This is a genomic window from Simonsiella muelleri ATCC 29453 (assembly GCF_002951835.1).
Taxonomy (GTDB): domain Bacteria; phylum Pseudomonadota; class Gammaproteobacteria; order Burkholderiales; family Neisseriaceae; genus Simonsiella; species Simonsiella muelleri.
In genome coordinates this window covers 1,499,865-1,523,559 of sequence record NZ_CP019448.1, presented here as the reverse complement: position 1 = coordinate 1,523,559, position 23,695 = coordinate 1,499,865, and the positions used below count along the sequence as shown (strand labels likewise).

Below are 23,695 nucleotides of genomic sequence, written 5' to 3'. Positions count from 1 at the left end.
AGTTTTTCAGGCTGCCTTTTTTTTGTTTGCGCCTTCGGGCATTTTCTATTTTGGAGTAGGTTATGGCAACACAGGAAATTAAGGAATATTTTAGCGGTCAAGGACGTGTGAAACTTGCACCGTATTTTGGCGGTGTCGTGAAAAAGCACAAGGCGCGTTGGATTGGTAACGTGCCATCTTTGGAATTGGAAACAGAATTAGAAACGGACGAACATTTAGAGAGCCATACAGGCACTCGTTCTGCCGACCGTGTGCGTGAAAAATCGCGCAAAGTGAAATTTAAAATGACGCTGGAAGATTTCGCTTCAGCTAATTTGGCGATTGCGTTTCAGGCAAGTTTAACGAATGTGCCTAAGGGCAATGTGGCGGATTTGACTTCAGCTGATGATTTAGCGGTGGGCGATAGCTGGCAGCTTGGTAAAATCAAGGTGTCGGATGTGGTTTTAACGGACAGTACAGCTTCTTCGCCTAAAACGCTTCAGGCTGGTGTAAATTATCGTATTGATGAGCGTTTTGGTATGGTGGACGTGTTGGATTTGTCGGGCTTGAAATTGCCACTCAAAGCAAGTTTTAAGCATGATTCGGCTGATGTGTTGGGTTTGATGCTGGAAAAGGCGGAGGGTTATTATTTGGTGTTTGAAGGCTTGAATACGGCTGAAAGTGATAAACCTGTATTGGTGGAAATTCACAAAGCTGCAATTTCGCCTGCCAAAACTTTGGCTTTAATCAACACAGATTTGGCTTCGTTTGATTTGGAGGGAACGGCTTTAATGTCGGACGGGAACATGGTTACGGTTACCAAGTAATCTGGTCTATATTTGAAAAAAAGGCATAAGGATTTTTAGAAATGTCTTTTTTTAAGATAAATTAAGCCAAAAAGCGAAACGCCCAATAGGCGGCAATCTATTGAGCGTTTCTATATTCAAACCTTGTCAAAGGAATAAACATTGAATAAACAGGATAATAACCCAATTAAATTAGATTGTAAACTGGATTTAAATATGAGTATTCAAATCAAAGCTGATGAACAACGCGCGGGGGAGGCTGTAGAAATTTTAGCGCGTGGAGCGCGTTGGTTGCTTATTTTAACTGGGCTAGCTATTTTGTTTGGTACGGTTTTGTATTTTGCACAGCCCTATTTTCAGGCAGCCTGAAAGGTTTTTAAATGAGATTAATTCGGGATAATGGCGAAGTGGTGGCGTTGTCGCATGATTTGATTTGGGTTGATGAATTTGCGTGGTCGGATTTGGCGCAAACTTCGCCTGAACGAACTTTGTCAGGCGGCTTTGTGGTGCAGCAAGGACTGAAACGTAAGGGTCGCCCTATTTCTCTTGAACCTGCTGATGATTCTATGGCTTGGACGAGCCGCGCTGTTGTGGAAAAGTTACAACAATGGGCAATGCTGCCTGAAGCGGTGTTTTCGCTGGAATTGCCGCAAGGGGCGTTTCAGGTTATGTTTGATAACAGTCAGGTGGCGGTATCTGCCAAGCCTAAGGTAGCTTGGTTGTCGCAATCAGCCGATGATGATTTTTTGTTAAGTTTGAAGTTTTTAACCATTTGATTTGATGTTTATCCGCCTTTTGGGGCGGTTTTTTGTTTTCAGGCAGCCTGAAAGGTAGTGTATGGCAGGGAATTTGGATTTTAAATTGCGCCTTGATGCAGAAGTGCGTCAGTTTATTCAGCAAATGCAGCAAGCTGGACATACTGCTCAAGCAGTGGGTAAGGCGATTGAAAACGCGCTGAATGTGCAACCTAATGCTCAAGGCTTAAATCTGGCAGTGCAGCACGCGCAACAGCTTGAAAGCCAGTTGCATGGGGTAAACCAAAGTTTAGCCACGATGCAAACCAATATTCGGGCTGCCACACAGGCGCAACAGCATCAAATTCAGGCAGCACAACAATTAGCACACGCTAATCAGCAAGCCGCCAATGCTTCAGGCAGCCTGAATACGCAGCAAACGCAAATTGCGTCTTCTATTAGCAGTATCGGAAAATTAGGCGCGGTAACAGCTGGTGTAACCGCATCGTTTTGGGCGTTAAAAGAAGGCGTTCAAGCAGTGGTAGATACCACGATGCAGTTTGACGGTATTGAGAGGAAGCTGGAATATGCTTTTGGCGCAGAAAATGCCGCTAAACAGCTTGAATTTGTGCGTGAAACGGCTGATAAACTGGGCTTGGAGTTAAAAGGCTTAGGCTCGGAATATGGTAACTTTGCCGCTGCCACTAAAAACATGAACATCACGCACGAACAAACGCAACAAATTTTCAAGGGCGTGGCAAGTGGCGCGGCTGCTATGGGTATGACAGCTGAACAATCTAGTGGCGCATTCATGGCTCTAACGCAAATTGCTTCCAAAGGCAAGGTGTCTATGGAAGAGTTGCGCGGTCAATTATCGGAGCATATGCCAGCAGCTATGGGGATTGCTGCTAAAGCAATGGGTGTTACCACGGCTGAATTGGAAAATATGGTCGGGGCTGGATTGTCGGCTGAAGAGTTTTTGCCGAAATTGGGCGCGGCGATGCAAGAAGCGTTTGGTGGTCAAGCGGAACAAAATGCCAATTCGCTTTCAGGCAGCATCAATAAGCTGAAAAATGAGTTTTCAGAATTATTGAATTGGCTGGGCGAAAATGGCGTAGGCGATGCGGTGAAAACGGTAGCGCATGATATTAGCGAGATGCTGAATGATGCGCAGGATAAATTGAAATCGTTTGCAGATTCGCCTGAAGCGGAACGCTTGAAAGCGGTGTTTGAAAATGTTTACGGCTTGCTAAAAGATGTTGTTAGCGGTGTAGTAGATACTTTTAGTGAATTGTATGGCTTGCTGAATGATGTAGGCGCAGCGATTGCTGGGTTGTTTAATCATGAAGCCGCACAGAATTTTAGTTTGGCTCAAAATTTAATTGATAGCTTAAATATTGCCGTCGGTGTATTGCGCGATGCGTTTACTGGCTTAAAGGTGGTGTTTTATGTTGTCGGTGCAGCGATTAAGCAGGTGTTGTCGGATATTCTAAGCGGTATGGGCTATATTGCCGACAAGATTCCATTTTTGGGCAAAGTGGCTGATGAATTAGACGCGGCCGCTAAGCGCATGGAAAAAAGCAGCAAGGAGAGTTTAGAAAAAGCTGGCGATGCAGTCATGCAGTATGGCAGCAACACCAAAAAAGCAATGGGCGAAGCACTTGAAACCGTTTTGCAAAAACAAACGCGTTTACGCAAAGAGACATCTGATTTATATGCGCAAGCATCACGTTTAGCCAAAGAAGCGGCTGATGCACAGATTTTAGCCAATGCTGCCATTGGTACAGCATCGGAAGCCACCGCGAAAAAGCAAGCGGAAGATGCGCAAAAAGCCGCTACTGCTGCCAAAATAGCTGCCGATGAAAGCAATCAAGCGTGGCAAAAATCTATGGGGATTGAAGCACCGAAAGCGGTTGAAACACTTAAGCAAAAAATTGATGAAACAACCAAACAATTAGCCGATGCCAAAAGTGCTGCCAATGGCTTGGGTTTGGACTTACAGGCTGCCATGCTGAAACCTACACAAGCAACACAGGCAACGCTGGAGAAAATCAATGCGTTAGGCAACGGATTTGATGCGTTGGCAAAAAATGGTTATCAAGCTGGTGTGTTGTTGCAACAGGCATTAAACAAGGCGGTAGATAGCAGCGCAAATCAGGCAGATATTGAAGCGTTACGCGCTAAGTATCAGGAGTTTGGCGAAAGTGGTAAGTTATCCGCTGTGCAGGTTGAAGCTGGTTTTTTGTCGCTGGATAAAAAATTGCTGGATATTCAGGCTGCCACCGACCCTATTCAGGCTGCCTTTAAGCGTTTGGGTGTGGAAAGTTTGGCATCGGCTGATTTGGCAAAGCGACAAGCTGAAGCGGATTTACAGGCGATTGAACAAAGCGGACAGGCTTCTGAAATGGCGTTGGAAAAAGCGCGTCAGAAAGTGTTGGATTTGAAAAACGCTGCCGACCCTACGGCTGATGCGTTTAAGCAATTAGGCATCAAAACGAAAGAAGCATTAGCGCAAGCTGCCAACGAACAGATGCAAGCCTTTGAAAAAGTGAAAGCAAGCGGACAAGCCACGCAAGCGGATTTGCAAAAGGCTTTTGAACAAACCGCGCAAACCGCAATCAATAGCGGAGACCAAACGGCTATTGCGTGGGTTCAATCACAAGCCGCCGCCTACAACTATGCGGTAACGGTTGATGCGACAGGCAAAGCCAGTCTTCAGGCAGCCGCGCAAACCCAACAAGCAGCCGATACGCAAATTCAAGCACATCAACAAGTTACCCAAGCGGCGACCGAATCCGCACAAGCGCAAAGCCAAGCCGCCAAAGCAGTTGTGGAAAATGTGGAAAACGTGGGCAAGGCAGCCGAATTCAGCCAGCATAAAATGTCGGATTTAGGCTCAAAAGTCCATGAAACGCTTAAGAAAATGGGCGCGTATGCCACGTTTGGCACGGCTTCATGGGCTAACACGCTGCGTAGCGTACAGGATATGTACATCAACATCAATCAAACCGTCCAACGTTTGAACGAAGAAACCGAAAACGGCGGCAACATCGCCGAACATTTGGCACGCGCCGAACTCATGGCAGCCAATAACGCTAGAAAATTAGACAAAACCACGTTGAATAATTTACACCAAGCGATTGATAAAGCGCGTCAAAAAATGCAACAACTGGCAGACGAAGCCGCCAACGCACGCAGAGAAGCCGAGAAAGAATTGCTCCGCGCACAAGGTCGTGATGGCGATGTGCAAAAATTAGAGCAACAAGAGAAACTAAATGCGCTCAAGCGAAAACAAGCCCAAGCGCAAAAAACAGGCAACCGCCAAGCGCAAGACGATTACGCGGCTGCCATTGCTGCCCAACAAGCCGCTTACCAAGCCCAAGCCGAGCGCGAAGCCGAACAACAGCGCGAACAACAACAGCGTGAAGCCGAACAAGAACGTGAACGCCAACAACAACAGCGCGAAGCCGAACAACAGCGTTTGCAGCAACAACGCCAAGCCGAACAGCAACGCCAACAGCAAGAACGCGAACGTTTGCAGCGCGAAGCCGAACAAATGCGGTTCAGGCTGCCTGAAAACAAGGTGGATTTAAGCGACATGGATTGGCGTGGTATGCAATTTGATTTTAGTGGTGTAACCGAAGCACTGGCAGCGCGTGATAACCAAATTAAACAGCAAATCCCAAATTTAATTAAAGAGTTAATGCCACAAATCGCCCAAGAACTCATTAAACAAATTCAAAAAGATAACAAACGGAGTATGTGATGGACGACATCATCTTAACGCGCAACGACAACCAAGCCAGCATTCGCCTGCCACCCGATATGCGTTGGACAGATGAATACGCATGGCACGCAATCGCCCAAGCCGAACCCGAACGCACACTAAGCGGCGGACTGATTATCCAGCAAGGCATCAAGCGCAATGGTCGCCCAATTACTTTGTCAGGCGAATGGGCTTGGTTGGATTTAGCCACCGTTCGCATTTTGCGTGATTGGACGGATGTGCCTGAATTAACTTTAACGATGCGCCACTACGATGGGCGTGAGTTTAACGTAGCGTTCAGGCTACATGATAACGCATTGGGCGGTGTTGAGCCTGTGGCGTTTTCCGTCCCCGAAATGGGGGCGGAAAAATATCAGGTACAAATCGCGCTAATGACGGTTTAAACCGTGTTTAAAACACTTTTAAATGCTTTTCAGGCAGCCTGAAGATTTTATTTTGTGAATTTATTCGCTGGACGCGTAGTCCTTCAGGCTGCCTGAAAAAATAGGAAACCACCAAATGCAACGCAAAACCGAAATCACACAACAAGACTTGAAATTTTATGCCAGCCAACGCCTAACCGATACCGATGACGGCGGCGGCGCAATGACAGGCGTTCAATTAAATGGCACAACGAACGAACTTTTCAACGCGGTATCAGATTTAGACAAAACGCGTGGACGTGTGAACGTGCGCCTTGCTTACGCAGCTGTCAGCCGTGCTGATGCGGCGGCTTTGTTGGGCGCAAACGTGATTATCAGCGAACCGCCCGAAGACCCAGCCGTCTCTATTTTGGCGTGTCCTGCTGATTACTACGCGCAAACACGCGCCGAAATCATGCCGCGCATTGAAGCGTATTCTAATCCAACCATCGCCAGCCGAATGACTTTACTGGGGACACAAAGACGGAACAGCCGTTTAGTACAAACCTATCAATCTTTAGATGCGCCCTTGCCTTTGGTAGGCGAACGCTACGCGCTGGGTTATGTAGATGCTAACAAACAACAGCAATTTGAATATTTTCGTATTGACAAATTAACCCATAGTATTCAAACATTTGAAGACGACAAAGGCACATTCCAAGTTCGCGTAATTGAAATGGAAACGCAAAATGCCTTGAGTTTGGATTTGCAAGGCGTGAAATCGCCATCACGCACCCAAATCTCCCCAGCTGTGGAAGTCTTGAAAACGCAAGTATCTGATAGCGGTAAATATTATGGCGTTCGTCCCATCAAAAAAGAATTGAAACAAGGCGCGGTAGAAATCAATGTAGACACGATTTTTGAAAAATTAATTCCCACGTCCACGGTTAGCACTGCGTTGGCGGACGATTGGGCTAGTGGCAAACCGTTGTGGATTCCCACCGCGCCACGCCGTGTGGTGTACGCTGGTTCAGCTTATGTGTCTGATGGTAATGTGTATTTTGATACTGGCGTATTACCGACATCAGTAGAATTGACAGGTTGGGTAGATGATGGTTCAGGCAGCCTGAAAAATTCAAATGGCGAAATTTTACAGATTGATTACGCCAAAGGTGTGATTTATGGCGTTAAAAATCAACAAATTGGGCGAATTTACGCCACGCCAGCCGTGAAATATCAAAATTATGCCTATTCCGCCACTTCGCCCATCAAAGAAACCAATCAAAGCACGGAATTTGCGTTGCTGTTGCGCCCAATGCCTGCACGTGGCAGCGTGGGGGTGTCGTATCGCGCTGGCGGTCAGTGGTACGAATTAACAGGCTATTCGGACAACAGCTTACACGATGAAACAGGCGAAGTACGTGGCGAAATCACGACTTCAGGCAGCCTGAAAATCAGTTTGCCTGTGTTGCCTGATGTGGGAAGTGGTTTGTTGGTGTCGTGGTCGCCTGATGGTTTTTACAAGACGCTGGGCGACAAAATGGCAGGTTCTGTGATTGCGCCACAACCGATGTCATCGGCGGTTCGGTTGCCTGAAATTCCAGTGCCACGTTTGAAGCCGTCCACGTTGCGCTTGTCGTGGCATGACGGAACGCCGCGCACCGCACAAGACAGCAACGGCAGCATCACAGGCGCATGTGGTGGTTATGTGCATTATGGCGAGGGGCGATTTTATCCGACTAATTTGAATGCAGCTGTATTAGATTGGACGGCTGAACAATACATTGCCCAAAGTGAACGCAAATCCGTTGAGGTCAAAGCCAATGGTACGCGCATGACATTGAGCGCAGGCGCAAAGGTCGCTAAAGGCAGCCTGAAAATCAGTTTACCGATTGGCATTCGCGTGGAAGAAGTAGAAAAATTAAGTGAATCAATCAGTTCGGGGGTTTCATCATCGGTTGCCACGGTTTCAACTACGCCGTCTGCACCAAGAAAAAAATTTTACGCATTTACCGCATCAACTATTTGAGTTAACAGGATAAATACATGGAAAATTTTAGCAGCAATCATGCCGAAATTTACGACAATGGCAACGGCGGTTTGATGACGAACGGACGACTCATTAACGGCGCAAGCATTGATTATGTTACAGGCGATATTGTGATTCCAACCGAACCATTCAAACAACCAATTCACACAGCAACTTACAGCGAATTTTCGCTAACCGACACATCGCCCCGATATGTGGCGGTTGCAGGCAGCACCACGATTCAGCGAACGGTTGTGGTCGCGCCCAAACACGCGATGGTGGAATTTGTCAGCAGCGAAGAAACGCGCACGGTTGGCGACACCGTTCGCAGCGCAAGTCAAACTTTTGATGTATTACAAGGTGTTGCGATTCCACGCATTGCCTTGCTTAATTCGTGGACGTTTGAAATTCAAGGCAAATTCACAATAGAACGCGACGGCGTGTTGTATCAAAACTGGAACTACAATCAAGGCACTGGGACAGTCGTAGGCAGCTTGAATGCCGCGACTGGCATTGTCAACATTAATAATCTTGCGCCTAATGCCAGCCCGAATATCAAAGTATTATCAGGTGTTTACCATCAAGGCGAATATGGTGTTCAACAAATTCACGGACGCACCGCCATCGCTCCTGTAAACCCTGAAAGTTTCATTGCTTACGCAGAAACTGGCGAAACCACATTGCGCGGCGATTCGCAAGCAGATGGCAGCATCACAGGCACACTTTCAGGCAGCATTGATTATGACACAGGTTTATTCAATGTATCGGCTAATGCCATCGTACCGCCCGAATCATTGCGCTACAACGCCGTTTCGCTGACATCTATCCCGATTGACACGGACATTGGCATCAACGCAGTTCGGTTGCCACAAGATGGACGTGTTCCTATTTTTCGTGTGGGCGATGTGGTTGTCTTGACAAATAAAATGCTGCAAGACTTGGGCAGCGCACACACCGCAGGCGCGACCATTCCGCTTAATCGCAGCGATGCTGACCGCGTGTGTGTGGTGGATGCCAATAGCAAACACGTTCTCGCCACGCAATACGATATTGTTTCAGGTAGCCTTGTGTGGGCGATGCCGTTGGATTTGTCGGGTTACGCGATGCCGTTGTCGGCGTGTTTGATTTATGAAGAAGAAAACCGTTTGATGGGCGTGAATATTTCAGGCAGCCTGAAACTGCAATACGGTTTAAAACGTAATTATCCTATTGAAAAAACGTATCTTTCCAGCGCGATTATTGGCGGCGAAAAAGGCGATTTACTTGTCCGCGCGACCGAGCCATTCAGTCAGCAAGCGTGGACAAAAGTGTGGCAAAACACGCGCATCGGCGATGAGATTTTAGCCAAATTAAACGTCAAAGATTATCCAATTAAATTAACATCGGACGGCGCGATTAATGGGCGTTGGTTGATTGAATTTGTGTCGCCGACGCAATTCAAATTATACGAAGAACGCTTAGGCTTAATTGCCGCCAGCGACACATTAAGCGACCTTTCGCCTTTGAATCCTGCCACGAATAAGCCATTTTTTACGCTGCCACATTTGGCGTTTGGAGGCGGTTGGGAAACGAGAAATTGCGTGCGCTTTAACACGTCCACCACGTCTATGGGAATTTGGTTTATTCGGGCGGTTCAGCCGAGTGCCGACAAAACCAGCCACGCGGATAAATTCACCGCTTGCTTACGCGGAAACACGAATATTATTGAATAAAAAGGAAAAGTTATGTTTAGTCAAACAACCAAAATTCCTGCCAAAGTCTATCGCAGCACGGATAAGGACGCGCCGAAATTAGATGCGGTTGCAGGCAGCCTGAAAACCTTGTTAAAAGCTTGTTTGGTAACAGGTTATGGCGCAGACGATAGCCGCAAAGAGCCTGCTGGTTGGGCGATGCCGTTTGAGAATGATGTGAGTGCTGTCTTTCGTAGTCAATCGCCTGAATCCACGAAATTTTGTTTACAAATCAATAATGAAAATGACAATTATGCCGTACTGGGCGCGTATCAGCGCATGAGTAATTTGAATACTGGTACGAGCTATTTTGGCTACACCGATATTGGGCAAAACCATTTTGCTTACGCTGGTACGGGTAGTGGTGGTAGTACAGGAAAATGGCTGTTGGTGGCGTGCGAGCGTGCATTTTGGTTGGCTATTTTGGATACAAACAGCACCAGTTTGGTTTTGTTTTTTGGTGATGCGCGACCGCTTGCTCCTGCCGATAACACGGCTTGCGTGTTTGTTCATAGCAACTACAGCAGAGCAACGAATTGGGATACAGGCAGCTTGAAAAACCCCATGTTGGCACAAGCGTGGCAAGGTAGTGGCGCATTAATGGCTGACTTAGGTGGCAATTATTATAGCAATAGCAACCTAGCACCTTACCCCGACCCGATTCATGGTGGATTCATTGCCCATGAAGTTTTTGTCATGGAAAAGCAAACTTATCGTGCTGTTTTACCTAATTTGTTGTCATCTATGAATAACTTACGTACTGCTATGCCGACATGGTCAATATTAAAATTAGATGGCGATGACGCGGATTATTTGCTGTTGGATATTTCGGACGGTGGCGGAAATAATCACTTGTTAAATTTGAGTTATTTTGAGTACAACTAAATGAAAATTAAATTAAATATTCGCCATCGCCAAAGCCGTTACACAGGACGTGGCTATTTTTCTGGCGAAGGAAGCGGTATTGTTACCGTTGCTGGTACGCCTGCTCGCCGCCGAATTTTTGTATTTGACGAACAAACCATGATGTGTGTGCGCGATGTGTATTCACATGAAGATGGCACTTATCGTGTGGATAATCTTGATGAAACACGCACTTACATTCTGATGGGCTACGACAACCTACGGCAATACAACAAAATTGATGGCTGGGCTGGCATGAAACCTAAAGTGAATTAATTAATGAATAGCGCACAATTGCCTTTTGAATTGGGGCGGCGCGTTGAACAGCAGCCCGACACGTTGCCATTCAAATTCACATTGAATGACAACGTCGCGCCCCCAAAACCCACCAAACCAGTCGCCCCCATCAAACCGACCATTGGCGCAAATTGGACAAGTGCATGGTCAGCTCAAAGCACTCAAGGCGCGTGTTTGGCGGTTTCGGGACAAAATCAAGCGTTGGCGCAAAATTATTGGGCGCAATTTGTGGCGGTTGCGCCTGTTTCAGGCTGCCTGAACGTGGAAATCGGGACGTTGGCATGGTTGTGGTTGATGTTTGTGGGCGTGTCGGGCAGCACCGCGCGCCTGCATTCGTGTTGGCAAAATCATGTGGCGTTCGCGCCTAAACTTTCAGGCTGCCTGAAAACGCGTATCGCTGCCAACCAGTTCTACGCCAATCACACCACCACGCGCCAAGCCAACGCCCCCCATCTCACAAATTGCACCGCCACGCCAACCGCATTCACACAATATTTTGTCAATGGATTTATCGCGCAATCAAGCGGTTATCATCTTTCAGGCTGCCTGAAAACCGCCGTGAGTCGCAGCGTTCAACCACCGTGTGAATGGTATCCAATTCCCATTGACAACACGCCTAACCGTGATGATTGTGATTGCGCGTGTGGCAAACCGCCTCCACCCGATGCTTTACCTCTGGATTTCAGCACCCAAGCCGCCAAACCCGACGCGGCACAAGTCCCGATTTCGTTCGCGTGTGGCAAGCCGAAAGTTATGATTCCAAATTTGGATAATTATATGATTTGTAATGAAATTAAAGCACAATTAGCGGACGGTACATCATTGGAATTGCTGTCGCTGAATATCAAAGCCGACACGGCTGGTTACTGTTGGCAAGCCGATTTAACGGTGTCGCCCGAATCATTCGTTAAAGTGAAATTCAGGCAGCCTGAAAAAGACGTGATTACGGTATTAATTAATTCAGAACGTTTTGATTTTATGGCAGAAGAGTTTAGCGATAACCGCGCATTTGGTAAAAAAAGCTACACCATCACAGGACGTAGCCAAACGGCTTTATTGGGCGCGGATTTTGCCCATTCGTCTGCTGGTTTGGTCAATTCAGAATCATACGCCAGACAAATCGCTGATTCACAATTGAAATTTTTAAATTTTAAAATTGAAAATTGGCAGATTGTGGATTGGCTTGTCCCTGCAAATGTCTATAGTTTAACCGACAAAACGCCTATTGCGGTGCTGCAAGACATCGCGCAAACAGCTGGCGGATTCGTGGCAAGCCATCCCTATTTGCCACAACTGGATATTCGCCCAACATGGCGCGTGGCAGCGTGGGCGTTGGCAGACGCTGCACCCGATGTGCAAGTGCCAAACAGTGCGATTGTCAGCATTTCAGGCAGCCTGCAACAGAATTTGCGTTGCCATGCAGTCGGCGTGGCAGCCAACCACAATCAAGGTAAAGCCGCCAACGTTTACCGCCGCGAACATGGCAACACACCACGTGCCACCGATTTAAGCCATGCGCTTTACACGGATTACAACGTTTGCGAAGCGGCTGGCGTGGCAACATTAAGCAACACAGGCATACATAAAAGCGAAACCGTCAAGCTGCCATGGATTCCCAAATACGGCTTAAACCGTGCCGAATTGGGCGAAATTTGGCAATTCAATGAACCTGCTGAATCGTGGCGAGGTGTGGTCAAATCGGTGCAAATCAGCGTGGCAATGAATGGCGAGGTGCCTGTGATTTATCAAACGTTGGGCGTGGACAGATACATGGATATTTGATTAATTCAGGCAGCCTGAAAGGAAAGAAATGAATATTTATCAGCAATTTAATCAATTATTTAATCAACCCAACCGTGCAGTCGCCCAAATCATTGCTAAAAATGGCAATGGCAGTTATTTGGCGCGTACTACACAGGCTGGCAATGAAGTTTTGTTGTATGGCAATGGCTACAGCGCAGGTCAAACCGTCTATTATGATGTAGGCGGTGGCGCAATTTTAAGCGTTGCGCCTGATTTGGCGGTACAGGATATTGGGGTGTGATGTTATTTTGTATTGAAATGCTACATCACAAAAATCAAACGCTGCCAAGTTACAATGGCAGCGTTGAAAGAAAGACGGCGAGTGGACGGCGAGTGGACGGTGTAGAAGACCGTTTATTCCACCCACATCAGCAGAGAGTGCCTGCATCCGTATAGCCGTCACCTAGCTAGGCGGCGCGATTGTATCATTTGTATATAGGATAGCGCAAAATGCTGAAATCATTAAAATGTCAAAATATTCATTGTAAAAGAAAAATTGGTGAAGTCATGGGTACAAATTACCGTATTATTATTCAATGTCGCCGTTGTAAAACGCGCAATACGTTTGAATCTAAGTAAGTTTTTTCGCGCACCGAGCGTGCCTAACCAGCGTACCTTTGCGTACCGAACCAACGGTGCGTGTGTTTTAAACAAGCACACGCACCGTTTTCTTTGGAGTACGCATGAATTACACACAAGCCCCCTTACCCTTTACAGGACAAAAACGCCGATTTTTAAATCACTTTAAAACGTTATTAAAACAGCATATTCCGAATGATGGCGATGGCTGGACAATTGTTGATGCCTTTGGTGGCTCGGGATTATTGGCTCACACCGCAAAACAAGTTTTACCAAAAGCTCGTGTGATTTACAATGATTTTGATGGTTATACCGAAAGACTGAAAAATATCAATGATACCAATCAATTACGCAAAATCATTTTTGATTTAACCAGAGATTATCCGCTCAAGCAAAAGCTGCCTGAAACGCTGAAAAAGACCATTCAGGCTACCTTACAAACATTTGGCGGCTATATTGATTTGGATTGCGTGGCGAGTTGGATTTTGTTTAGCAGTCGGCAAACAACTGATTTAAATGATTTAATATACAATCATACTTATTTTAATAATGTGCGATTGAGTGATTATCCCAGCGCGGACGGCTATTTAGACAGCGTGGAAGTGGTGAGTAAATCGTATCATGAGTTATTGCCTGAATTCCAAGATAATTCAAAGGCTTTACTCGTGCTTGACCCACCCTATGTTAGCACCGCGCAAGGCGCGTATCGCAAAGCTGGCTATTTTGGCATGGTTGAATTTTTACGCTTGATGAGATTGGTACGACCGCCGTTTGTGTTCTTCTCATCAACGCGGAGTGAACTGCTTGATTATTTGGATTTGATTGTGAATGAAAAGGCAGAAGGTTGGCAAAATTTACAGGATTATCAAAAAATTAGCGTTCACATTACAATGAACAAAACAGCGCATTACGAAGATAATATGATTTACAAATTTCAGGCTGCCTGAAAATAAAAACCGTTTCAAATCATAATTATGTGCTTTGAAACGGTTTCGTAGATATTATACATCTTTAAATGTATGCTATAAAATCGCGCCCGATTTGTCATAATTTAGCATATTTTTTGTCATGACAAAACAAATGCAAAATTGAACCAATAATTGCCGTAAATAATTGTTTTCTTTAATTCTTTTAGGATAATTTTTTCACGTTTATTTAATCTGGTTAATACTTTTGTTTCTGCAATAGAAAAAGCAAAAAATCTAGCTAATGCCCATATGCAAATATAACTGAGCAAGATGCTAATCGGCGGAGAAATGGTGCTAATCAATTTCATTGTATTAGCGTCCAAATTTAGATAATTAGCCACCGCACTCATGAAAGTTGCAATACCCGCCGCAGCCAAAGCAGGATTTTGCCAAATATTTTTCTTATCACTCATCGCACTATTCCGTATATTTTTTAACCAATAGTGGCTGGCTGCTATCCGCTTTAATAATGGTTTCACTGACTAATTTACCATTATGGAAATGTTTAATAATAATGTCTTTTTGATTGTATCCAAATTTCGCATAAAGCCATAATGTCATCGCATAGGCGAAACGATATAGGATTGGACTTAATAAGATAAATCCAATCCAAATCATATTTTGGCTAAGAAATTCCATTACGGCTAACATTATTAAACTCTTGGCGGCTATGATAAAACCTGCAAAATTTTATACTTTTTGGATTCTTTCCCTAAATCATTCGTATAGGTAGTAACTTCTAAAACCATTTTATACCTATCTTCTTTTTTAAAGCTTTGTTGATTAGCGGAAACTTGATTTAAAAACGAATCATCTAATAAAGGCGCAGTTACGATTGTTTTTTCATCTAATTGAATTTTCCAACCCGTATTGCCTTCAAAATTAACTTGGCTAAACGAAGCAGTAACCGTCATTTTATCAATTTTTGGCGGTAAAGATTGAGTTTTTACTTCTTTTATGGCTTTAATATCAGATTCATTGAAATTTAATTCAAGTTCATCAGCACCATTTAGGATTTTAAAAACAGGCTCATCACGATGATACAACGGTGCTGCCACAATTTGTTTAATATGTGAGCGAATGGCAGATGATGCAGTTAATAATGCTTCATCTTTTGGCAGCTCCATGGTTGTACCGTCAGACAACTCCAATTTAGCAAATTCAGGATGCTCATCAGAAGTATACACCGCAATAATCTCTTTACCACTAATTTCACGTAAAGCCTTAAAAACACCACCTACTATCGCGCCACTACTAGCCATAATCCCCAAAGCCTGCAAAATATTTTTAGCCAGTTCAGGGTTAATTAATTGGGCAATAAATTCCACTTCCAAAGAACCTTCTTTGGCAGGAAATTATTTACGGCAATTATTGGTTCAATTTTGCATTTGTTTTGTCATGACAAAAAATATGCTAAATTATGACAAATCAGGCGCGATTTTATAATTATGTGCTTTGAAACGGTTTGGTAGATGGTAGATATTATGCATCGTAGCCGTGATTGATAAGTGCGCTGTTAAATGTGTTCATGGTGTTGTCCTTGTGGGGCGATGTTGATTAAGTGATACCATAAAATAAACACCCAGTTTGGAGCTGGGTGCAGATGTTAAAATGCTGTTGATGCAAAAGCAGGTGCATTTTTTATTTCTTCGCAATGCAAAAGCTGGCGCAATTTGATGCAAAAGCTGTCGCGTCCTTACAGCATTATGCAGTTGCTGACCAATCGTTATATGGCAATGCAAACCACACATATCGCTGCGCGTGCTGTGGCACCAATCAATCCATCTATGGCAAAACAATTCAAAACCGAATTTGAACGGGATTTTCCGTTGCTGCAAGGTATTGTGCATGGTTTGCAACGCTTTTCGGAGCAATTGCGCGACCCTTTGTGTATCAAGGAATTTGAGTTGAATTTGAATTATTTGCAAAGGGCTAATTTAGCTTGGTAACTTCTCTTTTGTTGGCAGCCTGAAAATAGAAATGTTTTCAGGCAGCCTGAAACCTACCGATTAACCAACGCCGCGATATTTTTCGCAATCGTTTCATTAGTGGATTTCGCTGCCCCTGCAATGGTTTTATTGACTGACGCAATCATATCCGCTTGTGCTTGAATAATTTCACTTTTTTGCTTGATGTTGTTTTCCCATGCTTGACTGGATACCAATGATTCAGCATCAGAAACGCGCCATTGCAGCACGCCTCTCAAATCAAATTTGTGTTGTAAGCAAATTGTTTGCGCTAAATTCATCAAGCTTTCGCCATAACGCAATCGTTGGTTGTTCCAAGACCTCATCAAATTGAAATCGTACAGGCGGTAAACCTGTACCCCCTTTCGGCAAAAGAATAATGCCATCATCGTGAAAATCAATATTCACGCAATGCGCTAAATGAATTTGCGCTGCCTGAAAATGTGCCAAAAATCGGTTAAACACGCTTTCGGGTAAGGCTAGCAATCGCGTCATATTTTCACTGATTCGCTCGTCTGGAATACCGTCAAAATCATCATTTTCTGCTCTAATAGTGGCTGCCATTGCTGCTAAAATCCACTTTCCACGCGTGCTATCGGTTGCGCGTTCTATGGCTTCAACGTATTCTCCTGTTAGTGGGACAATGTGAAACAAATCGCCATCATCTTGAAATATATAAGGTGTTTCGGGATAATCCTGTTCAATCAAATAATCTGTTACACTGCCATTGTCAACAAGTTGCCAATCGCCTTTTTCTTGGGCGGTAATGTAGTGGAACAAGGCGACAATCCGCTCTTGAACTGTCCATTTATCAAGTGGCAAATTGGTTTCTTTAACAATAAATTGCAAGGCGCGTGAAATGCCTTGCTCATTGAAACTATCAGGAACTTGACACAAATCAATCGCTTGTTGCAAAGTTAATTCTTGCATTTGAGATTTAATTCTTCTCGTTACAAAATCTGCGATAAACATGGATTTTTTCCTTATTCAAATAGGCGCGGTTGGATTTTTTGTTCACGCTGCTTAATCATCATATTCAAACGCGATTTTTCACGCGCCCAATGCGCTAAACCGCGCCCACATTCCGATGCTTCTGTAAATTTGGCATCACGCAAGGCGTGCAATTCGCATAGTTCACGATATAAACTCAACTGTTCTCGCATGGTGGCAAATGCTTCAATGAATGCTTCTTTCACATTCATCGCTTTGCTGCCTGAAAATCCCATAATCAATAACATCGCGCCTTTTTCGGTGACATGATAATATTTCACAGGGCGACCATTCGCTAACTCACTGATTTCATAGCTCTCCTTAAAATTAAGGGCAGCAAATTCAGGCGAACAATCCAAATTTTCAATTGCGTAAATGACATTATCGTGTCGTTTATCAAACGCTTTGGCAATCAAACGGCTATCGGTTTGCACTTCGTTACCATTGCGTTGCACCAATTCTAAAAAATTCATCATTCATCTTTCGTCAATCTCATCTCACGTTTCAGGCTGCCTGAAAGAAACGGTAGTGAGATGAATGAGAGAAACAACCGCTTTCGTGTTGCAATCACTATCTTTCAGGCAGCCTGAATAATATTCGCGATGAAATGACGAAAATCACGCGTTCCCATTATGCCGTTCATTAATTTTTTTCGCCAAAATGATGGATTGCTGACGAGATTGCTCTTCCATTTGCGCCATTTTTTCCAATACGTCATCTGAAACACCAACATTCAAATCAATTTTTTCAGTCCACAAACTCAAATGTTTGCCCAACAATTCGAGTGATCTGTTTGCGCCGTTCGCATCAAATTGTGTGATTTCAACTTCCTCATAAAAGACGTTACCGTCTTCGTCTTTTTGTTTTTGACTGATTTTGACAGGCTTACGACCCATGCACATATCGCGCAATTCTCTCAAATCGTTCAATACTTCGTCGGCATTTAATTCATTGCGTTTGGCTTTGGCGGCTTGGGCAATCCTAACTTGTTCTAATACCTTAATATTTCTCAATAATTGTGCTGCGCCTTGTTCAGCTGTTCTCTCTGAATACCCAGCGCGAATAGCGGCTTGTTTAGCATTCAAATCAATCATATATTCATTAACAAATCTTTGTTGCTTTGGACTTAATTTTTTTTCTTTCACAAATCTAACTCCAATTGTGTATTTTCATCTAATTGTTTCTTAGCACGTTTTTGTAAATTCATGGCATCTTTAGCCATGAGTAATTTGCTTTCAAGATGTCCCAATTTGATTTCAAAATTTGTGCCACCTTTCATTTCTTGCCATGCGCCATCAGGTGCATTATTATTGGCAATCATGCGTCGCGATTGTTTTGTGAATTCTTCAACCTCATGAATCAATTCTTCACTCGCGCTTTGATTTGGAAAGGCGTGAATACAAAATTGCTTAATTTTCAAAGCTACATGGGCGTTCAACTCGGTTTTGAAAGAATGAAACATTCTCGCTACATCAAAATATTTTTCAATCCCGACATCTGTTTCGTTGCCTGTGTAGAAATAAGATACGCTCACTTCAAAAAGTTCTGATAACTGACCCATCAAGACGGCATTAGGAATTTTTTTACCATTTTCTATTTCCGATAGTTTTGATTTTGGGTATCGCAAATGAGTGGAAACTTCTTGCAAATTCATATTCATTTCTTCACGCGCTTTGCGGATATTTTTGCCTAAAATCATGGCAAATTTTAATTCTTCGCGCGTATGTTTTCGTTGGAACATATTAGTATGCGTCCTTTCATTCCCAGTGAATCAGTCCCATTTCGCCCGAAAGCGGACATCGTTCATCGCGCCCCATGCTTGAATATATTCAATCAAACTTGCGCAACGGCTTACGCTCATCTTTGCAGTGCTTTCGCGCAAGTTCACGACTTCGCCCTCTAACCCAATTGCCATTTCAGCTTGTCCACCTGTTGCAATGCTGTGTCCGCTCACAAATAACATTTTCCATTGTTCAACAGCCAGCTTTTTACCGTTGAACAGCTTTTGTGTGGCAATATCGGCAAGCATCGCGTGAAGTTTGGCGTTTTGTTCATGGCTCCGCGTAATTGGTTCAATGGTTATCATCGCACGCTTACCGTCATCAGTGAGGCTGCCTGAAACCTCCCAAGCCGTTGTCATGATTGCGCGGCGGTTTTCTTTGCCGAATTTGCGGATAAATTTGTCGGACATTTTCAGGCTGCCTTTCATTCCAATTCACGGCATTTTTGGCGATACAACGCCGCCAAGTTTCTCAATTCGTCTTTGCTCCATTTACGCGGTGTATGGTTCGCTTCCAACGCTTCAACTGCTGCCAAACCAATACGATTAATTAAACCAGCACGATAGGCTACCGCGTTGCCACTTAAATATTGATTGCATTTTTTACATTGACCGTGAACATTGTTTTCATCAAATCGCAAATGTGCTGCGCTGCCAACACTGCGATAATGTCCAGCATCAAACGTGTTTGATGTGCCATTGTTTGGCTTGCTACATGAGATGCACGGCTTGAAACGGTCGCGCAATCGGATAAAACGGTTAAAGGCAGCCTGCGCCTTGCGTGTTAATTCGGGTATTGTTTCCAGTTCACGCTTTTTTGCGCGTTGCAACCGTTGATTTTGCAACCGTTCTTTTTCTGCTTTTTTAGCATTTTGAATTTTGGTGTACTCAATACCGCATTTTGGGCTGCACACAAATTGCAACGGCTGTTGTTTCTCAAATTCAATTTTGCAAACTTTGCATTTACGCGTTGCCATCAAAAAATCCTTTCAGTCTAAAAATAACATCAAACATTAATCACGCATTAATCACGCGCTCCCATTCTTCTACGCGTTCCCAGTCGTTGTCGTCATCGGTTAATTGGGCGATTTCACTAAGTAATTCAAAATATTGACTCTCTAGCCAATCTGCCCACGCTGATTTACTGAAAAATGACTGCGCTGCCACGCCCACCTTAACTGTGCGAAAAAATTGTTCAGGCTTTTCTTCTTTCATTGCACCGTAAGCCAGCCCTAAATCTTGTTTGATTTCGCCGCGGATTCCGCCACGCCAACCGCCATAAATTTCTTCCATATCGGCGCATACTTTTTCTTTGATTTGCAACTCTTTTTCCAAGTATTGCGCGTACTCAATCCATGCGACTGTTTCATCTTGTGAATAACTTAATAAAGCATAAGTAATCAACACGCCCAAGCCAAAAAACAGCAAAGAAATTGCACCTGAAAATTTTCCCAAATCCACAACGAACTCAATAGCAGACCAAAAACCAACTAAAAACAATAACGCTGCCCATGCTAATTTTTTAATCATCTTCGTGCCTTTCATTGTTAATTCTCGTTAAATAATTAGAGTAGTTGCTACTTCTGCCCTACTGAAGACATTGTTAGGGCTGAATTTTTTCACAGAAACCAAATAGGAAGAGTGGTAGGGCAAAAGTAGTGGTTAAATTTTTGAAATGATTTTCACGTTGCCGCTTGGCTGTCGTCTTTGGCATTTGAAACGCGGTTTGCGTTTTGTTTTTTTTCCGAAAATCAATTCTGTGATGTACCACGTTAACCAAGTCTGAAATATTAACAACATAATAAGTAAAAGCATTAATGCCATTTTCTAATACCTTTCCAATTAAAATAAAGCCAACAAATCCGTTGGTTCGCAGTCCAACCATTTAGTTAAAAAGCCAAAATACTCAAGGCATGGCAAAACAACTCCTTTGCGCCAATTGCCAATCACGCTGCCATTAATCACAATCATTTCTTCGGGGAAACAATCTGCCATGAATTGGTTAAATTTCTTGGCTAATTGTGCATTGCTACATGAATCAAAGGCTTTTTCTTCAAGCAACGTGTTGAGATTTTGGGCGAAAATTGCGCATCGTTCAGTGTGTTTCATGATTTGCTCCATTTGGCTTTTCAGGCTGCCTGAAAGCGTGTTGCAGCGTTTCGGGTTCAATCACTTGGCGCGATTTGTTGACTTTTGTTGCTTGATAAAAGCCATCGTTCAACATAAAAAGCCCTGTGTTTTTGATGTCTTGGCGTGTTTTGGATTCCTGTTCAATTTTGCCAATCCAACGACCCAGAAGAAAAATAAACACACCGCTTAAAACACAAGCTAAAAAACACACAATAGAAATATAAATATTCATGATTTTTCTCCATTTTTCATTAACCAATTCATCAATGGTTCAAGTTCGCGCTGTAATCGCGCTGCTTCTTCATCGGTTTTGGCGTTTTGCCACGCTGCCTGTAATTCATCTGCGCGGCGTTGGTAGTAGGTTTTTAATTCGTCTTGGTACGTCATTTCAGGCTGCCTTGCCAAAACCACGTTTGTCAAATAGTGCCAAAATTTTAATCACTAAAACCGTCTGCAATATTTCGCGCGACCCTGCGACTTTTGCCACTGAAAGAAACGATAAAACTGTTTTCTTGCAATCTGTCCCAAAGCACCTCGCCTAAAAATTCTTCTAGTTTTTCTCGTGTCAAATTGGATACCAAAACTGTTGGCAAGGCTTTTTCGTAGCGTTTGTTCAACACGTCAAATAGAATGCGTTTTTCGTCATCATCGCCACGCTGATTACCGATTTCATCAAGTGCAAGTAAATCAAATTTTGCATATTCTTCAATTAGTTCACTTTCAGGCGTTGATGAGAACCGCTTGCTTTCGCGCACCTTGCGGAATAAATCAGCTACTGTTGCGTATTGGACGCTGCCTCCCATTTGTGCTTTTCGCATTGAGAGTAAGGCGCAAGCTAAATGTGTTTTTCCAGTTCCTTTGTTCCCATGCAGAATTAATGCGCCTGCTTTGCCTGATTGAATGGCAAACCCATAATTTACAATGGCTTTTTTAATTGCCTTTTCTGCATCGTTTTCAGGTTGCCAATTGGCAACGGTTTTGCCGATAAAGCGTGGCGGAATATCCACCGATTGCGCTAATTTTTCACGCACAACTTTAGCAGCTTGCATACTGTTATGCCGTTTAATTTCTTCAGCATATTCTTGAAATTCTTCATCTTTTTTTTCTTTAAGGCAAGTTGGGCAAGGCGAAACTCGACCACTTTGATAGCGTTTTGCGGTGTATTGACCGTGTTTTTGGCAATGCGCGGTAAACGTATCGGTAACAGTAAAATTTGCGCTACCGCCTGCTAAACGTGCAACAAGACTTTCAACGAAGTGGCTGCATTTTTCCATTTTAAACTCCTTAAAAATCAATATCTTCAATATCCACATCGGATAAATCAATCCGTTCACCCTTGCCATTGAATACGCCGCCTTGTTCTTCAGTTAGCGTCTCTACTGCGTTTGTTGTTGGGACAAAGTTGCTGCAGTTTTGGCTGCCTGAAAGCCGCATTTTGTTCAACACCCATTCAGCTTTAAAACCTTGCCAGCCATTCTCACAAGCAACGGTAACCGCTTGTGCTACGGTTAAACCTGCAAGCTGTGCTTGTTTTTCAATTGCGTTCAATGCGGTTTGAGTAAGTTTGTTTTTGCGGATGGAAATCCAGTCTTTTGCGACTTGTTCATCAACACCTAAGTCAGTCAGCATTTTCAGCTGAATTTCTTTTGCGCTTGCGCGTATATTGTTTTTAATAGAGTGTGTTTTGTTATTGGTATTTTGTATGTTCACTTTTTGAACCGGTTGAGGTTCACTTTCTGAACCGCCCCAGTTCACTTTTTGAACTGGTTCACTTTTTGAACTGGTTCACTTTTTGAACCGTTCACTTTTTGAACCGTTCACTTTTTGAACCGGTTGAGGTTCACTTTCTGAACTCCATTGCGTTAATTTTTCCATATCCAGCGCGAAACATTTCATACCATTTTTTGCTCTTGCAACTTCAATGACCAATCCAAATTGTTGTAAATTTTTCATTGCTGCGATGATGGCGGTTTTTCCTTTGCCAGTGATTTCCATGAATTGTGAAACGGAAACATAATCACTTTCTTTATTCCAGCCTGTTGTTTTGCGAATCAGGCTGATGTAGCAGCGAAATTCCACATCTTTCAAATCACGCATCAAATCATCAACAACAGCATTAGGTACTTGAAAGCTGTTTGGGATAAATTTGTTATTAATCATTCTGTTGCTCCTGATGGCTGTGTTTTTGAAATTTTGGGAATCCAGTACACCCAAACACCTGAATCGCCGATTTGTTCGCAATGAACATCAAAACCATGTTGACGGATTTCTGATATTCGTTGGTTGTATGCTAAGACGTTGAATTTCTCGCGGAATTCGTAATTTTTTAGGCGTTTGCCGCTAAGTAAATATTGGCAAATTCTGTCGTTTTGGCTGCCCAATTTAAATGGGTAGGGCTTGCTTTTTTCTTCAATTTGTTGCATAATTTTCTCCGTTAAGTTTGCTAGCTTTGTTAGCTTTCTTGACTTACTCTGAAAAATTGCTGAAAGCCTTTCAGCTTTGTTGATAAAGCCCCTGCGTTCGCGTGGGGGTTTCCTTTATTCTGTTGCCTTTTCAGGCGTCTCATCTTTTGCCAAATCTGGCCAGATTTCCCAATAATCATCAGGACGCAAATCTCGACGCGTTACCACGCCATCTGTGAGTTTTTCAATCTGAACGCAGCGTTTGACTGGTACTTCAACATTTCCGCGTTTCCAATGCTGAATATTCATTCGTTTAATCTCTAAAATTCTTGCAAATTCAGCTTGTGAACCGAAAAGCCCAATCGCTTTTTCAATTCCATTATTCATATATGCTTTCTGTAAATCTCAATAAAACAAAGTATATTATTATTTTACAAATAAGTAAAGAAATTTAAAACGACTATTGTATA

General features: G+C 43.6%; 32 protein-coding genes and 1 pseudogene. 14 read left to right on the top strand and 19 right to left on the bottom strand.

Annotated elements, in window-relative coordinates; translation table 11 throughout:
- Positions 1 to 62 precede the first annotated feature (62 nt).
- The 13 genes from BWP33_RS07515 (at position 63) to BWP33_RS07460 (ending at position 13,935) form a co-directional block, all read left to right on the top strand.
- Positions 63 to 806 (top strand): phage tail tube protein, encoded by a 744-nt coding sequence (locus BWP33_RS07515; RefSeq protein ID WP_002643043.1) that lies wholly within the window; start codon positions 63 to 65, stop codon positions 804 to 806.
- Positions 807 to 1,001: 195 nt separating this feature from the next.
- A complete protein-coding gene (locus BWP33_RS07510; protein ID WP_002643042.1) occupies positions 1,002 to 1,154 on the top strand; it encodes a hypothetical protein in 153 nt (50 codons plus the stop codon).
- An 11-nt stretch (positions 1,155 to 1,165) separates the two neighbouring features.
- A complete protein-coding gene (locus tag BWP33_RS07505) occupies positions 1,166 to 1,561 on the top strand; it encodes a hypothetical protein (RefSeq protein WP_002643041.1) in 396 nt (131 codons plus the stop codon).
- A gap of 61 nt (positions 1,562 to 1,622) precedes the next feature.
- Positions 1,623 to 5,285 (top strand): tape measure protein, encoded by a 3,663-nt coding sequence (locus tag BWP33_RS07500; RefSeq protein ID WP_104930359.1) that lies wholly within the window; start codon positions 1,623 to 1,625, stop codon positions 5,283 to 5,285.
- Positions 5,285 to 5,689, top strand: coding sequence for a hypothetical protein (locus tag BWP33_RS07495; protein ID WP_104930358.1), 405 nt, complete (start codon positions 5,285 to 5,287; stop codon positions 5,687 to 5,689). The genes BWP33_RS07500 and BWP33_RS07495 overlap by 1 nt, the downstream gene beginning before the upstream one ends.
- Positions 5,690 to 5,804: 115 nt before the next feature.
- The gene (locus tag BWP33_RS07490; protein WP_104930294.1) at positions 5,805 to 7,676 is read left to right on the top strand and encodes a hypothetical protein; all 1,872 of its coding nucleotides are present in this window, start codon (positions 5,805 to 5,807) and stop codon (positions 7,674 to 7,676) included.
- 17 nt (positions 7,677 to 7,693) lie between these two features.
- Positions 7,694 to 9,388, top strand: a complete 1,695-nt coding sequence (locus BWP33_RS07485) for a hypothetical protein (protein WP_002641656.1) — start codon at positions 7,694 to 7,696, stop codon at positions 9,386 to 9,388.
- A gap of 12 nt (positions 9,389 to 9,400) precedes the next feature.
- The gene (locus BWP33_RS07480) at positions 9,401 to 10,291 is read left to right on the top strand and encodes a hypothetical protein (RefSeq protein ID WP_002641655.1); all 891 of its coding nucleotides are present in this window, start codon (positions 9,401 to 9,403) and stop codon (positions 10,289 to 10,291) included.
- Positions 10,292 to 10,585, top strand: a complete 294-nt coding sequence (locus BWP33_RS07475; RefSeq protein WP_002641654.1) for a hypothetical protein — start codon at positions 10,292 to 10,294, stop codon at positions 10,583 to 10,585. It begins immediately after the preceding gene.
- A gap of 3 nt (positions 10,586 to 10,588) precedes the next feature.
- Positions 10,589 to 12,388 (top strand): hypothetical protein, encoded by a 1,800-nt coding sequence (locus tag BWP33_RS07470; protein WP_002643108.1) that lies wholly within the window; start codon positions 10,589 to 10,591, stop codon positions 12,386 to 12,388.
- A 28-nt stretch (positions 12,389 to 12,416) separates the two neighbouring features.
- Positions 12,417 to 12,650 (top strand): hypothetical protein, encoded by a 234-nt coding sequence (locus BWP33_RS07465; RefSeq protein WP_002641652.1) that lies wholly within the window; start codon positions 12,417 to 12,419, stop codon positions 12,648 to 12,650.
- Positions 12,647 to 12,805: a hypothetical protein gene (locus BWP33_RS12430; protein WP_155999677.1), complete on the top strand. Its 159-nt coding sequence runs from the start codon at positions 12,647 to 12,649 to the stop codon at positions 12,803 to 12,805. Before BWP33_RS07465 ends, BWP33_RS12430 begins: the two co-directional genes overlap by 4 nt.
- A 287-nt stretch (positions 12,806 to 13,092) precedes the next feature.
- Positions 13,093 to 13,935 (top strand): DNA adenine methylase, encoded by an 843-nt coding sequence (locus tag BWP33_RS07460; protein WP_002643106.1) that lies wholly within the window; start codon positions 13,093 to 13,095, stop codon positions 13,933 to 13,935.
- A 119-nt stretch (positions 13,936 to 14,054) separates the two neighbouring features.
- Here the strand turns inward: BWP33_RS07460 and BWP33_RS07455 are convergent, their stop codons facing one another.
- The 3 genes and pseudogenes from BWP33_RS07455 to BWP33_RS07445 all read right to left on the bottom strand — a co-directional run.
- Complete coding sequence (locus BWP33_RS07455) at positions 14,055 to 14,369, bottom strand: hypothetical protein (protein ID WP_002643090.1); 315 nt, start codon at positions 14,367 to 14,369, stop codon at positions 14,055 to 14,057.
- Positions 14,370 to 14,373: 4 nt separating this feature from the next.
- Positions 14,374 to 14,607, bottom strand: coding sequence for a hypothetical protein (locus BWP33_RS07450; protein ID WP_002643091.1), 234 nt, complete (start codon positions 14,605 to 14,607; stop codon positions 14,374 to 14,376).
- 17 nt (positions 14,608 to 14,624) lie between these two features.
- A pseudogene (locus tag BWP33_RS07445) lies at positions 14,625 to 15,293 on the bottom strand (LAPAL motif-containing putative phage structural protein); the annotation flags it as partial.
- A gap of 339 nt (positions 15,294 to 15,632) precedes the next feature.
- Between BWP33_RS07445 and BWP33_RS07440 the strand changes: the two are divergent.
- Positions 15,633 to 15,905, top strand: a complete 273-nt coding sequence (locus BWP33_RS07440) for a hypothetical protein (RefSeq protein WP_002643093.1) — start codon at positions 15,633 to 15,635, stop codon at positions 15,903 to 15,905.
- A gap of 53 nt (positions 15,906 to 15,958) precedes the next feature.
- Here BWP33_RS07440 and BWP33_RS07435 read toward each other — a convergent pair whose 3' ends face one another.
- From BWP33_RS07435 to BWP33_RS07365, 16 genes are all read right to left on the bottom strand, one after another.
- Positions 15,959 to 16,204: a hypothetical protein gene (locus BWP33_RS07435; RefSeq protein ID WP_002643094.1), complete on the bottom strand. Its 246-nt coding sequence runs from the start codon at positions 16,202 to 16,204 to the stop codon at positions 15,959 to 15,961.
- Positions 16,164 to 16,895: a hypothetical protein gene (locus BWP33_RS07430; protein ID WP_002642185.1), complete on the bottom strand. Its 732-nt coding sequence runs from the start codon at positions 16,893 to 16,895 to the stop codon at positions 16,164 to 16,166. The genes BWP33_RS07435 and BWP33_RS07430 overlap by 41 nt, the downstream gene beginning before the upstream one ends.
- An 11-nt stretch (positions 16,896 to 16,906) precedes the next feature.
- Complete coding sequence (locus tag BWP33_RS07425; protein WP_051010367.1) at positions 16,907 to 17,389, bottom strand: Rha family transcriptional regulator; 483 nt, start codon at positions 17,387 to 17,389, stop codon at positions 16,907 to 16,909.
- A gap of 141 nt (positions 17,390 to 17,530) precedes the next feature.
- Positions 17,531 to 18,058, bottom strand: coding sequence for a terminase small subunit (locus tag BWP33_RS07420; RefSeq protein ID WP_002642187.1), 528 nt, complete (start codon positions 18,056 to 18,058; stop codon positions 17,531 to 17,533).
- Positions 18,055 to 18,654 (bottom strand): helix-turn-helix domain-containing protein, encoded by a 600-nt coding sequence (locus BWP33_RS07415; protein ID WP_002642188.1) that lies wholly within the window; start codon positions 18,652 to 18,654, stop codon positions 18,055 to 18,057. Before BWP33_RS07415 ends, BWP33_RS07420 begins: the two co-directional genes overlap by 4 nt.
- A gap of 30 nt (positions 18,655 to 18,684) precedes the next feature.
- On the bottom strand, positions 18,685 to 19,104 hold the full coding sequence (locus BWP33_RS07410) for a recombination protein NinB (protein ID WP_040629101.1): 420 nt from the start codon (positions 19,102 to 19,104) through the stop codon (positions 18,685 to 18,687).
- A 14-nt stretch (positions 19,105 to 19,118) separates the two neighbouring features.
- On the bottom strand, positions 19,119 to 19,670 hold the full coding sequence (locus tag BWP33_RS07405; RefSeq protein ID WP_002642190.1) for a recombination protein NinG: 552 nt from the start codon (positions 19,668 to 19,670) through the stop codon (positions 19,119 to 19,121).
- A 40-nt stretch (positions 19,671 to 19,710) separates the two neighbouring features.
- Complete coding sequence (locus BWP33_RS07400) at positions 19,711 to 20,223, bottom strand: hypothetical protein (RefSeq protein ID WP_040629058.1); 513 nt, start codon at positions 20,221 to 20,223, stop codon at positions 19,711 to 19,713.
- 312 nt (positions 20,224 to 20,535) lie between these two features.
- Complete coding sequence (locus tag BWP33_RS07395) at positions 20,536 to 20,802, bottom strand: hypothetical protein (RefSeq protein ID WP_002642192.1); 267 nt, start codon at positions 20,800 to 20,802, stop codon at positions 20,536 to 20,538.
- A complete protein-coding gene (locus BWP33_RS07390) occupies positions 20,789 to 21,055 on the bottom strand; it encodes a hypothetical protein (protein WP_002642193.1) in 267 nt (88 codons plus the stop codon). Before BWP33_RS07390 ends, BWP33_RS07395 begins: the two co-directional genes overlap by 14 nt.
- Entirely contained in the window at positions 21,052 to 21,210 is a 159-nt protein-coding gene (locus tag BWP33_RS12425; protein ID WP_002642194.1) for a hypothetical protein, read from the bottom strand. Before BWP33_RS12425 ends, BWP33_RS07390 begins: the two co-directional genes overlap by 4 nt.
- Before the next feature lie 47 nt (positions 21,211 to 21,257).
- Positions 21,258 to 22,097, bottom strand: a complete 840-nt coding sequence (locus tag BWP33_RS07385; protein WP_002642195.1) for an ATP-binding protein — start codon at positions 22,095 to 22,097, stop codon at positions 21,258 to 21,260.
- A 10-nt stretch (positions 22,098 to 22,107) separates the two neighbouring features.
- Positions 22,108 to 22,533: a hypothetical protein gene (locus BWP33_RS07380; protein WP_155999575.1), complete on the bottom strand. Its 426-nt coding sequence runs from the start codon at positions 22,531 to 22,533 to the stop codon at positions 22,108 to 22,110.
- A 75-nt stretch (positions 22,534 to 22,608) separates the two neighbouring features.
- Positions 22,609 to 22,983 (bottom strand): replication protein, encoded by a 375-nt coding sequence (locus BWP33_RS07375; RefSeq protein WP_104930355.1) that lies wholly within the window; start codon positions 22,981 to 22,983, stop codon positions 22,609 to 22,611.
- Complete coding sequence (locus tag BWP33_RS07370; RefSeq protein ID WP_104930354.1) at positions 22,980 to 23,246, bottom strand: helix-turn-helix domain-containing protein; 267 nt, start codon at positions 23,244 to 23,246, stop codon at positions 22,980 to 22,982. Before BWP33_RS07370 ends, BWP33_RS07375 begins: the two co-directional genes overlap by 4 nt.
- Before the next feature lie 114 nt (positions 23,247 to 23,360).
- Positions 23,361 to 23,612, bottom strand: coding sequence for a transcriptional regulator (locus BWP33_RS07365; RefSeq protein WP_104930353.1), 252 nt, complete (start codon positions 23,610 to 23,612; stop codon positions 23,361 to 23,363).
- Between the last annotated feature and the right edge of the window lie 83 nt (positions 23,613 to 23,695).

Excerpts from the sequence above, each read along its gene's own strand:
- BWP33_RS07480 (WP_002641655.1), top strand. The coding sequence starts at position 9,401 with ATGTTTAGTCAAACAACCAAAATTCCTGCCAAAGTCTATCGCAGCACG.
- BWP33_RS07430 (WP_002642185.1), bottom strand. The coding sequence starts at position 16,895 with ATGTTTATCGCAGATTTTGTAACGAGAAGAATTAAATCTCAAATGCAA.
- BWP33_RS07435 (WP_002643094.1), bottom strand. The coding sequence starts at position 16,204 with ATGAATTTAGCGCAAACAATTTGCTTACAACACAAATTTGATTTGAGA.
- BWP33_RS07495 (WP_104930358.1), top strand. The coding sequence starts at position 5,285 with ATGGACGACATCATCTTAACGCGCAACGACAACCAAGCCAGCATTCGC.
- BWP33_RS07370 (WP_104930354.1), bottom strand. The coding sequence starts at position 23,246 with ATGCAACAAATTGAAGAAAAAAGCAAGCCCTACCCATTTAAATTGGGC.
- BWP33_RS12425 (WP_002642194.1), bottom strand. The coding sequence starts at position 21,210 with ATGACGTACCAAGACGAATTAAAAACCTACTACCAACGCCGCGCAGAT.
- BWP33_RS07365 (WP_104930353.1), bottom strand. The coding sequence starts at position 23,612 with ATGAATAATGGAATTGAAAAAGCGATTGGGCTTTTCGGTTCACAAGCT.
- BWP33_RS07490 (WP_104930294.1), top strand. The coding sequence starts at position 5,805 with ATGCAACGCAAAACCGAAATCACACAACAAGACTTGAAATTTTATGCC.
- BWP33_RS07410 (WP_040629101.1), bottom strand. The coding sequence starts at position 19,104 with ATGTCCGACAAATTTATCCGCAAATTCGGCAAAGAAAACCGCCGCGCA.
- BWP33_RS07405 (WP_002642190.1), bottom strand. The coding sequence starts at position 19,670 with ATGGCAACGCGTAAATGCAAAGTTTGCAAAATTGAATTTGAGAAACAA.
- BWP33_RS07515 (WP_002643043.1), top strand. The coding sequence starts at position 63 with ATGGCAACACAGGAAATTAAGGAATATTTTAGCGGTCAAGGACGTGTG.
- BWP33_RS07465 (WP_002641652.1), top strand. The coding sequence starts at position 12,417 with ATGAATATTTATCAGCAATTTAATCAATTATTTAATCAACCCAACCGT.
- BWP33_RS07390 (WP_002642193.1), bottom strand. The coding sequence starts at position 21,055 with ATGAATATTTATATTTCTATTGTGTGTTTTTTAGCTTGTGTTTTAAGC.
- BWP33_RS07400 (WP_040629058.1), bottom strand. The coding sequence starts at position 20,223 with ATGATTAAAAAATTAGCATGGGCAGCGTTATTGTTTTTAGTTGGTTTT.
- BWP33_RS07475 (WP_002641654.1), top strand. The coding sequence starts at position 10,292 with ATGAAAATTAAATTAAATATTCGCCATCGCCAAAGCCGTTACACAGGA.
- BWP33_RS07395 (WP_002642192.1), bottom strand. The coding sequence starts at position 20,802 with ATGAAACACACTGAACGATGCGCAATTTTCGCCCAAAATCTCAACACG.
- BWP33_RS07425 (WP_051010367.1), bottom strand. The coding sequence starts at position 17,389 with ATGATGAATTTTTTAGAATTGGTGCAACGCAATGGTAACGAAGTGCAA.
- BWP33_RS07385 (WP_002642195.1), bottom strand. The coding sequence starts at position 22,097 with ATGGAAAAATGCAGCCACTTCGTTGAAAGTCTTGTTGCACGTTTAGCA.
- BWP33_RS07440 (WP_002643093.1), top strand. The coding sequence starts at position 15,633 with ATGCAAAAGCTGTCGCGTCCTTACAGCATTATGCAGTTGCTGACCAAT.
- BWP33_RS07485 (WP_002641656.1), top strand. The coding sequence starts at position 7,694 with ATGGAAAATTTTAGCAGCAATCATGCCGAAATTTACGACAATGGCAAC.
- BWP33_RS07500 (WP_104930359.1), top strand. The coding sequence starts at position 1,623 with ATGGCAGGGAATTTGGATTTTAAATTGCGCCTTGATGCAGAAGTGCGT.
- BWP33_RS07450 (WP_002643091.1), bottom strand. The coding sequence starts at position 14,607 with ATGTTAGCCGTAATGGAATTTCTTAGCCAAAATATGATTTGGATTGGA.
- BWP33_RS07505 (WP_002643041.1), top strand. The coding sequence starts at position 1,166 with ATGAGATTAATTCGGGATAATGGCGAAGTGGTGGCGTTGTCGCATGAT.
- BWP33_RS07460 (WP_002643106.1), top strand. The coding sequence starts at position 13,093 with ATGAATTACACACAAGCCCCCTTACCCTTTACAGGACAAAAACGCCGA.
- BWP33_RS07470 (WP_002643108.1), top strand. The coding sequence starts at position 10,589 with ATGAATAGCGCACAATTGCCTTTTGAATTGGGGCGGCGCGTTGAACAG.
- BWP33_RS07415 (WP_002642188.1), bottom strand. The coding sequence starts at position 18,654 with ATGTTCCAACGAAAACATACGCGCGAAGAATTAAAATTTGCCATGATT.
- BWP33_RS07455 (WP_002643090.1), bottom strand. The coding sequence starts at position 14,369 with ATGAGTGATAAGAAAAATATTTGGCAAAATCCTGCTTTGGCTGCGGCG.
- BWP33_RS07510 (WP_002643042.1), top strand. The coding sequence starts at position 1,002 with ATGAGTATTCAAATCAAAGCTGATGAACAACGCGCGGGGGAGGCTGTA.
- BWP33_RS07375 (WP_104930355.1), bottom strand. The coding sequence starts at position 22,983 with ATGATTAATAACAAATTTATCCCAAACAGCTTTCAAGTACCTAATGCT.